General features: G+C 70.9%; 9 protein-coding genes and 1 tRNA gene. 3 read left to right on the top strand and 7 right to left on the bottom strand.

The genetic code is table 11. The features are described 5' to 3' along the window. Positions 1-144: 144 nt before the first annotated feature. Positions 145-600, bottom strand: a complete 456-nt coding sequence (locus AB0J08_RS23555) for a GatB/YqeY domain-containing protein (RefSeq protein WP_360637554.1) — start codon at positions 598-600, stop codon at positions 145-147. 113 nt (positions 601-713) lie between these two features. Between AB0J08_RS23555 and AB0J08_RS23550 the strand changes: the two genes are divergently transcribed. The 3 genes from AB0J08_RS23550 to AB0J08_RS23540 all read left to right on the top strand — a co-directional run bounded on the left by AB0J08_RS23550 (position 714) and on the right by AB0J08_RS23540 (position 2,754). Next, on the top strand, positions 714-1,376 hold the full coding sequence (locus AB0J08_RS23550; RefSeq protein ID WP_360637551.1) for a CGNR zinc finger domain-containing protein: 663 nt from the start codon (positions 714-716) through the stop codon (positions 1,374-1,376). Positions 1,377-1,638: 262 nt separating this feature from the next. Next, the gene (locus AB0J08_RS23545; RefSeq protein WP_360637548.1) at positions 1,639-2,580 is read left to right on the top strand and encodes a metallophosphoesterase; all 942 of its coding nucleotides are present in this window, start codon (positions 1,639-1,641) and stop codon (positions 2,578-2,580) included. A 100-nt stretch (positions 2,581-2,680) separates the two neighbouring features. Then, a tRNA-Pro gene (locus AB0J08_RS23540) sits at positions 2,681-2,754 on the top strand. A 68-nt stretch (positions 2,755-2,822) separates the two neighbouring features. On the opposite strand, the gene AB0J08_RS23535 is transcribed toward AB0J08_RS23540, so the two are convergent. From AB0J08_RS23535 to AB0J08_RS23510, 6 genes are all read right to left on the bottom strand, one after another. Beyond that, positions 2,823-3,989 (bottom strand): site-specific integrase, encoded by a 1,167-nt coding sequence (locus AB0J08_RS23535; RefSeq protein ID WP_360637545.1) that lies wholly within the window; start codon positions 3,987-3,989, stop codon positions 2,823-2,825. Next, positions 3,986-4,189: a helix-turn-helix domain-containing protein gene (locus tag AB0J08_RS23530; RefSeq protein ID WP_360637542.1), complete on the bottom strand. Its 204-nt coding sequence runs from the start codon at positions 4,187-4,189 to the stop codon at positions 3,986-3,988. Before AB0J08_RS23530 ends, AB0J08_RS23535 begins: the two co-directional genes overlap by 4 nt. After that, positions 4,182-5,522, bottom strand: a complete 1,341-nt coding sequence (locus AB0J08_RS23525; protein ID WP_360637539.1) for a replication initiator — start codon at positions 5,520-5,522, stop codon at positions 4,182-4,184. Before AB0J08_RS23525 ends, AB0J08_RS23530 begins: the two co-directional genes overlap by 8 nt. Next, the gene (locus tag AB0J08_RS23520) at positions 5,522-6,592 is read right to left on the bottom strand and encodes a DNA cytosine methyltransferase (protein WP_360637536.1); all 1,071 of its coding nucleotides are present in this window, start codon (positions 6,590-6,592) and stop codon (positions 5,522-5,524) included. Before AB0J08_RS23520 ends, AB0J08_RS23525 begins: the two co-directional genes overlap by 1 nt. 69 nt (positions 6,593-6,661) lie before the next feature. Next, positions 6,662-6,829, bottom strand: coding sequence for a hypothetical protein (locus tag AB0J08_RS23515; RefSeq protein WP_360637533.1), 168 nt, complete (start codon positions 6,827-6,829; stop codon positions 6,662-6,664). Between the two features lies 1 nt (position 6,830). Continuing rightward, a complete protein-coding gene (locus AB0J08_RS23510; RefSeq protein ID WP_360637530.1) occupies positions 6,831-7,016 on the bottom strand; it encodes a hypothetical protein in 186 nt (61 codons plus the stop codon). Between the last annotated feature and the right edge of the window lie 79 nt (positions 7,017-7,095).

Below are 7,095 nucleotides of genomic sequence, written 5' to 3'. Positions count from 1 at the left end.
GGCCCCCACTCCCCCCCCCCCACCCCCCGACCGCGTTTGGGGCGCCCCCGAGCAGATCGCTCGGGGGCGCCCCTCTCGCGTACGCGCTGTCGGTGGGCCTTGGGCCGTCGGCCGTGGGCGGCGGGCTGTGAGCCCCGGGCCGCGTCAGCCGGTGAGTGCGGCCTTGACCGCGGCGGCCACCCGGCCGCCCTCGGCCAGACCGTCCACCTTCGGCTTCACCAGCTTCATCACGGCGCCCATGCCCTGCGGACCGGTCGCACCGCTCTCGGCGACGGCGGCGGCCACGATCGCCGCCAGTTCCTCGTCGGAGAGCTGCTTGGGCAGGTACCCCGCCAGCAGCTCGCCCTCGGAACGCTCCCGGGCAGCCTGCGCCGTCCGGCCGGCGGCGTCGAACGCCTCGGCCGCCTCCCGGCGCTTCTTCGCCTCGCGAGCCAGCACCTTCAGCACCTCGGCGTCCGAAAGCTCCCGCTTCGCCTTGCCGGCGACCTCCTCGCTGGTGATGGCGGAGAGCGTCAGCCGGATGGTGGCCGAGCGGAGCTCGTCCCGATCCCTGATGGCGGCCGTGAGGTCCTCGTGCAACTGCTCCTTGAGCGTGGTCATGGCCCAGAGTCTCCCACCTGCGGCGTTCGACTGCCCGGCATTAACGGCGCCTGTGCGCGCAGCGGCCACCGGTGGGCTTTCGCAGCACCATCGTAACTTCTTATAGTGGTTACATGACTGACGAGCGGACGACCGGGCCGGTTCCGCACTCTCCCGGGGGCGCGCGCCACCTCTTCGACCCCGGCGCGCTCTGCCTGGAACTGCTCACCACCGGCGGACCGGGTCCCTACGACGCACGGTACGACGTACTGCACGCCCCGGAGGACCTCACCCGGTGGCTGGGGCAGTCACGGCTGGAGCTGCCCGCCGGTGGCATCCGCATCCACACGGAGCAGCTGGCCTCCGCACGGACCCTGCGGGATGCGCTCCGGCGCCTCGCAGTGGCCCGGGCGCGCGGCGAAGCGGGGTCGGCGGCCGACTACGCCGTGCTCAACCGCGCTGCCGCCCATCCACCGCTGGTCCCGCAGATCGGACCGGACGGCACACCGGCCACCCCGCTGCCGGCCGACGGCGACCAGCTCGTCTCGACCCTCGCCCGCGACGCCATCGCCCTGTTCACCGGCCCCTTCGCGGACCGGGTCCGGGAATGCGGCGCGCACGACTGCCACCTGATCTTCGTCGACACCTCACGGCCGGGCCGACGGCGCTGGTGCTCGATGGAACGCTGCGGCAACCTGCACAAGGTCCGCGCCCTGCGGGCCCGACGCGGCCGGGCCGACGCGGAGAGCCCGGCCGGGCCCGCCGACCGGGTCGGGCCTGCCACCGGACCCGTATGACATCGACCACCCGGGTGACACCGAGCAGAGGAACGATCCGGATGAGCGAGGAACACGCCCTCGGACTCACCTAGGACGCCGGCTTCAAGATCGGCGCCTCCCAGCCCCTGCCCCACCCCCGTAGGCCACCCCCGTGCAGATGACGGTGACACCCGGTGGCGCCGAGCGCGCCCCGCACCGAGGGCAGATGGCCCACAGCAGCGTGTCCCCACGCACCCACCGGACGTTCACCGGCTGATCCACCGTCTGAGAGCATGGAGCGATGCGACCGCTGTACTCCGTCCCCCTCGGAATCGCCGCCACCGGCGCCGCCTGCCTCGCCTACTCCGCCGGGTACGAGGTCCGTTCCTTCCGGCTCCGCCGGGTCGAGGTCCCCGTCCTGCCCAAGGGCGCCCGCCCCCTCCGGGTGCTCCAGGTCTCGGACATCCACATGGTGAGCGGCCAGGGCAAGAAGCAGCGCTGGCTGCAGAGCCTCGCCGGGCTCCGCCCCGACCTGGTGGTCAACACCGGCGACAATCTCTCCGACCCGCTCGGCGTCCCCGCCACACTCGACGCGCTCGGTCCGCTGATGGACTTCCCCGGCGTCTACGTCTTCGGGTCGAACGACTACTACGGCCCCGCCCGCAAGAACCCGGCCCGCTACCTCCAGGCCATGCGCAGCGGCGTCCACGGGATGAACAACCCCGACGGCAGCGCGCGGCGCGGCATCAGCGGTGCCGTGCACAACCCGTGGGAGAAGCTGCGTGACGGCTTCGACGCGGCCGGCTGGCTCGACCTCACCAACACCCGCGGCCGGCTCAACATCGGCGGCCTCGACCTCGAATTCACCGGCCTGGACGACCCGCACATCCGCCGCGACCGCTACAGCGAGGTCACCGGCGGCCCGTCCGCCGACGCCGACCTCTCGCTCGCCGTCGTGCACGCGCCCTACCTGCGCGTCCTGGACGCCTTCACCGCCGACCGCTACCCGCTGATCCTGGCCGGCCACACCCACGGCGGCCAGCTCTGCGTCCCCTTCTACGGCGCCCTGGTCACCAACTGCGACATCGACTCCAAGCGGGTCAAGGGCCTCTCCACCCACCAGGCGGGCGGCCGTCGCGCCTTCCTCCACGTGTCGGCCGGCTGCGGCACCAACCGCTACACCCCGGTCCGCTTCGCCTGCCCTCCCGAGGCCACCCTCCTCACCCTCACCCCCTCCCGCTGACCTGCGGCGGAGGCCCGCCGGGAATCGGATTTCGTCTCTCGGCAAGCGTCCGGTAGAGTTCTACTCGTTGCGAAGGAGACGGAGCAACAAACCGCAGGACCGGGGTGTGGCGCAGCTTGGTAGCGCGCTTCGTTCGGGACGAAGAGGCCGTGGGTTCAAATCCCGCCACCCCGACCCAGTGCAGAGGCTCTGCCGGAGAAATCCGGCAGAGCCTCTGTCGTTGTGCGTGTCTAACTGAGTGACTAAGCCTCAGGGCCTTGGGAGAACAGGTCGTCCATGACTGTCGCCCCGGTCTGGATCACCGGGCGGATCTGATGGCGGTAGACCTCTTCGGTGACCGCCGTACTGGAGTGGCCGACCAGTCGGGAGATCTCTTCCAGGGGTACGCCGCTGTCCGAGAGCAGGGACACGAAGCTGTGTCGTAGCTCACGAGGGGTCCAGTCGGCGGCGTTGATCCCTTCGGCCTTGCCGATGGCGGTTCGGAAGGCCCGGCGAACGTGGGACGGATCCAGCTCGGTGCCCACGGCCGAGTGGAAGACCAGGTTGCTCTCCTCCCACTTGTCGCCGGCGGCGAGCCGGTCCCAGCCTTGATCCACCCAGTGATCCCAGAGGGCTTCGACGCAGCGGGCCGGTAGCGCGATGGTGCGGCGGGACTTCCGGGTCTTGGTGTCGCCGGATGCGCGGACCGAGCGCCACACGGCGATGTGCGGCGGGACCGGCGGGCTGACGACGGGACGCCCCTTGAGGAAGACGTGATCCCAGGTGAGCGCGCGCAACTCCTCCGTCCGGGCACCGGTGAGGAGCGAAACGACGATGTAGGCGTGCATGGAGCTCTTCTCCGCCGCTTTCAGTACCGCCTCCGCCTGAGCGAATGTCAGCGACTTCGACGGCCGGCCCGGTTGCCCGGTGGGGACGGAGCAGAGTTCGACGACGTTGCGCTTGACCTTGTCCCGGGCCATGGCGCGCTTGACGGCCCGGTTCAGGCAGGAGTGGAGGCCTTGGAGCGTGCGGGTGCTGAGAGTCTTCGCCTTGTCCGCGAGCCAGCGATCCACGTCCTCCGCGCTGAGGTCCCGTAGCTTGCGAGCGCCGAGAGCCGGGATCGCGTGAGTAAGACAGAGGACCTTGCAGGTCTCCACGGTCTTCTCGTCCCGGCCGGCGAGGCCGAAGGCAAGCCAGTCGTTCACCGCGTTCGCCACCGTGTAGTTCGTGGGCGCGATGGCCAAGCCGTCCTCGAAGTCCCTCAGGACCTCCTTCAGCTTGTTCTTCGCCTCGGTCTTGGTCTTGCCGCTGCCGCGCTTGGTGATGCGCTTGCCGCTCGGGTCGAACCCGAGGTTGGCCGTCGCGATCCAGCGCTGTCGCTTCTCGTCCCAGTGAAGGCCGCCGTCTCCCCTACTACGACGCTTGGTCAACGCCGCCCCCTCGCCTCGCGCTCCAGCAGCGCGACATAGTCGGCGATGGCCGAGGCGGGGATGAGGCGCGAACGGCCCTCGGTGACGGTCCGGAGGCGGCCGGCACGGATGAGGTCGTAGATCACGGTCCGGCTCAGGTTCAGCACCTCCACCGCGTCCGCCACCCGGTAGAGGGCGGGTCTGGTCATCACGTCAGCCACGGGTCGGTTCTCCTTCCGTGCCGGGGGCGGGTTGGATGGCGGCGGCGAGCCACTGTTCGCCACGAGTGAGGCCGTGGCCGGCGAAGACCCAGTGGGCGAGGACGAGCGTGGTCTCCTCGGTGGCGAGAGCGTCGGGGCCATGGAGGCGTTCTAGCGTCTGAGCGCGGCGCCAGGCCGTTCGGGCGTCGCGGAGTGCGCCGAGGGTGGTGGAGTACTTGCGGGTCTTCGTGGAGAAGTGGCCGCGGAAGCCGAGCATGTGCGCCCAGGCGCGGAGCCGGAGACCGGCCAGGTCGGGGCGGGCACCGAGGTTCCAGCAGGTTCGGATGAGCCGGCGGGCGTGTTCGGGGATGTCGTACTGGGCGATCTCGGCAAGCAGGCGCACGGGGCGGTCCAGGGTGCCGGTCGCGGTTTCGGCGCCCTTGGTGGCGTACTTGGCGATGTAGGCGGCGACGGCCCGTTCGGTGATCGGGACGGGCCCTGCGAAGTCGGCGTTGCGGATCGTGCGGATGTCGAGCTGCCTGCCGAAGGCGAACCGGTGCTCGCGGCCGTCGACCAGCGGGCCGGGGATCTCGGTCCGGTCGGCGGCGGCGCGGATTGCGTCGGTCAGCAGCTCGGCGGAGGCCCAAACCGGCGGACGCTCGTTGCCACCCTCGGGGCCGTCGAGGCGGATGACCGCGTGGAAGTGGATCGCGCCGCGCTTCTGGTACTCGGCGACCTTGCCGAACGAGATGCGGGCGAAGTCCCGGAACTCCCGCTGCGTCAGTCCGGCCCGCTTGGCGACTTCCCGGCGGAGGTGGATCGAGAAGCGGGCCCAGAGCTTGCCCGCGTGCGCGTTCCACAGGACGGCACCCTCGTAGTCGTACGTCTCCGGGGTGAGCGGCGATCCGAGGGCCGGATCATCGGCTGCGTGGGCGGTGCCGCAGCGGCAGCGGCCGGCGGAGGGCCGGTTGTGGACCGGGCCGAAGCCAGGGGCGGTGAAGGTGGCGAAGACCCGGGGGTGGGTGGCAACCGTCTCGGGAGTGCCCTTGCCGCCGACGAGTCCGGCGGTGATCAGGTGGTACGTGTCGCGGCGATACGTTTCGGCACAGGACGGGCAGCGAGTGACGCGGCGGTTGCCGCAGCGTACGAGCAGGTTCCCGACAGGCAACTCGGTGGACTCCAGGTGGTGAAGTACCTGCCCGGTTGCTTCGTTGATCTCGGTGCGCCAGCCGGCGAGCCGGATTGGCGAGGTGCAGCCGGCGAGTCCGGAGAGCTGTCGCATGAGGGCGGGCATGCTGCCGAGGCTGGCCAAACCGAGGAGATCGGCCACCGGCGGAGCGATTGTGGTGGTCATCAGGCAGCCACCGCCAGCGGAAAGCGAGCCGGTTCCAGAACGGAGCGCAGGACAGCGGTGGCCAGGCCGGGTGGGACGGCGTTGCCGATCTGCTCGAATTGCTTGGTCCGTGAGCCGGTCCATGGGTACTGGGCAGAGAAGTCCTGAAGGACGGACGCCTCGGCGATGCTCAGCCGACGGACTGGGGTGCCGTCGTCGTCGTGCCAGGCCACGTGGTTGAGCGAGTGGCCGAACAGCAGGGTCGGGGCAGGGGCGTCGATCGGCCGACGGGTGGCGGAGGGGCGGTTGCCAACGCGAAGGCTCCAGGAGCGGGATCGACCGGTGAGGGCCCAGGCGGGACCGGTGGTCGCGAAACGGTTGCCACCGGTGTGGTGCTCGCCCCGGGTGACCACATCGCCGGCCGGCAGGGTGAGGGAGTCTGCCATGGTGACCCAGGCAGCGCGGCCGGGGCCGAACAAGCTCTCGGGTTCCGGGATTCTGGCGTGGGTGGACTCCGGTGGTGCGACCTGCTTGGCGGTGGAGGCGAGGAGAAAGGCACGACGGCGTGTCTGCGGTATGCCGTGATCGGCGGCGTTGAGGACACCGACCCAGGTCGAATAACCGAGGCTGCGCAGGATTCGGGCGGTGTGGTCGAAGAGGGGTTCCACCGCGGGGACTTCCTCCAGGGCGACCCAGTCGGGGCGAGTGGCCAGGGCGAAGCGCAGAGGCTCGACCACCAGGAGCGAGCGATGGTCGGAGCAGGCACCCTGGAGGATGCTTCGGGTGTCGTGGCCGGCAGCGAGGTCATCGAGGGCCTGGTGGCAGAGCGCGATGTCGTCGGTTCCGGCGCGCAGTCCGGCGGTGCTGAAGGTCTGGCAGGGCGGTGAGGCGATCAAGCCGGAGACCTTCCCGGCGAGCGGGGCGGTCGGGTAGGCGGCGACGTCGGTGCGGATGGTGCGGTGGCCGGCGGCGACGCGGGTGGCGCAGGCGGCGGCGTCGATCTCAAAGCCGGTGTCGGTGTGGCCAAGTCGGCGCAGTCCCTCGGACCAGCCACCAGGGCCGGCAAACAGGTCAATGATGTGGCGGTTCAAGACGGTTCCTCCCTCCGGTGGGGAGGCCCCGGGACGGACCGAGCGTCACCAGTCCCGGGGCCGAGTGGGTCAGGACTGGTCAGCGGGCTTCTGGTGCTGCTCGGTCCATTCCTCGGCGCACACCTTGTGGACGGGCTTGCCACGGTCGGAGCGGAGGTTGGTGGGCTTGTCGCAGACGCCGCAGGGGGCGGGCTTCGGTGACCAGTGGCGGGCGTCGCGCCAGTCGAGGAGGGCCATGTCAGACGGCCTTCGCGACCAGGGCCAGCGGGCGGGCGACGGTGCCGGCGCCGTGGCAGGTCGGGCAGGTGACTGGGACGGTGGCGCGGGAGCCGTCGCGGAGGCGCGCGCCCGTGGCGATGTGCGCCGTGGCGTGACCCGAGCAGTCCGGGCAGATCCGGGTCGGGGTGTGGCTGTGCTGGGGCATGATGGTGCTCTCCTTCGTGGGCTTCGGTTCGGGAAGGGGTTGCGGCCTCGGGGCGGCGGGATGCTTGGCGGCGTGTTGC

This window comes from Kitasatospora sp. NPDC050463 (genome assembly GCF_040655255.1).
Classification (GTDB): domain Bacteria; phylum Actinomycetota; class Actinomycetes; order Streptomycetales; family Streptomycetaceae; genus Kitasatospora.
The sequence above is the reverse complement of the archived record's forward strand: the minus strand, read 5'-3'. Positions and strand labels throughout refer to the sequence as shown.

Coding starts and splice junctions, on each gene's coding strand:
- AB0J08_RS23555 (WP_360637554.1), bottom strand. CDS start 600: ATGACCACGCTCAAGGAGCAGTTGCACGAGGACCTCACGGCCGCCATC.
- AB0J08_RS23550 (WP_360637551.1), top strand. CDS start 714: ATGACTGACGAGCGGACGACCGGGCCGGTTCCGCACTCTCCCGGGGGC.
- AB0J08_RS23545 (WP_360637548.1), top strand. CDS start 1,639: ATGCGACCGCTGTACTCCGTCCCCCTCGGAATCGCCGCCACCGGCGCC.
- AB0J08_RS23525 (WP_360637539.1), bottom strand. CDS start 5,522: ATGACCACCACAATCGCTCCGCCGGTGGCCGATCTCCTCGGTTTGGCC.
- AB0J08_RS23515 (WP_360637533.1), bottom strand. CDS start 6,829: ATGGCCCTCCTCGACTGGCGCGACGCCCGCCACTGGTCACCGAAGCCC.
- AB0J08_RS23510 (WP_360637530.1), bottom strand. CDS start 7,016: ATGCCCCAGCACAGCCACACCCCGACCCGGATCTGCCCGGACTGCTCG.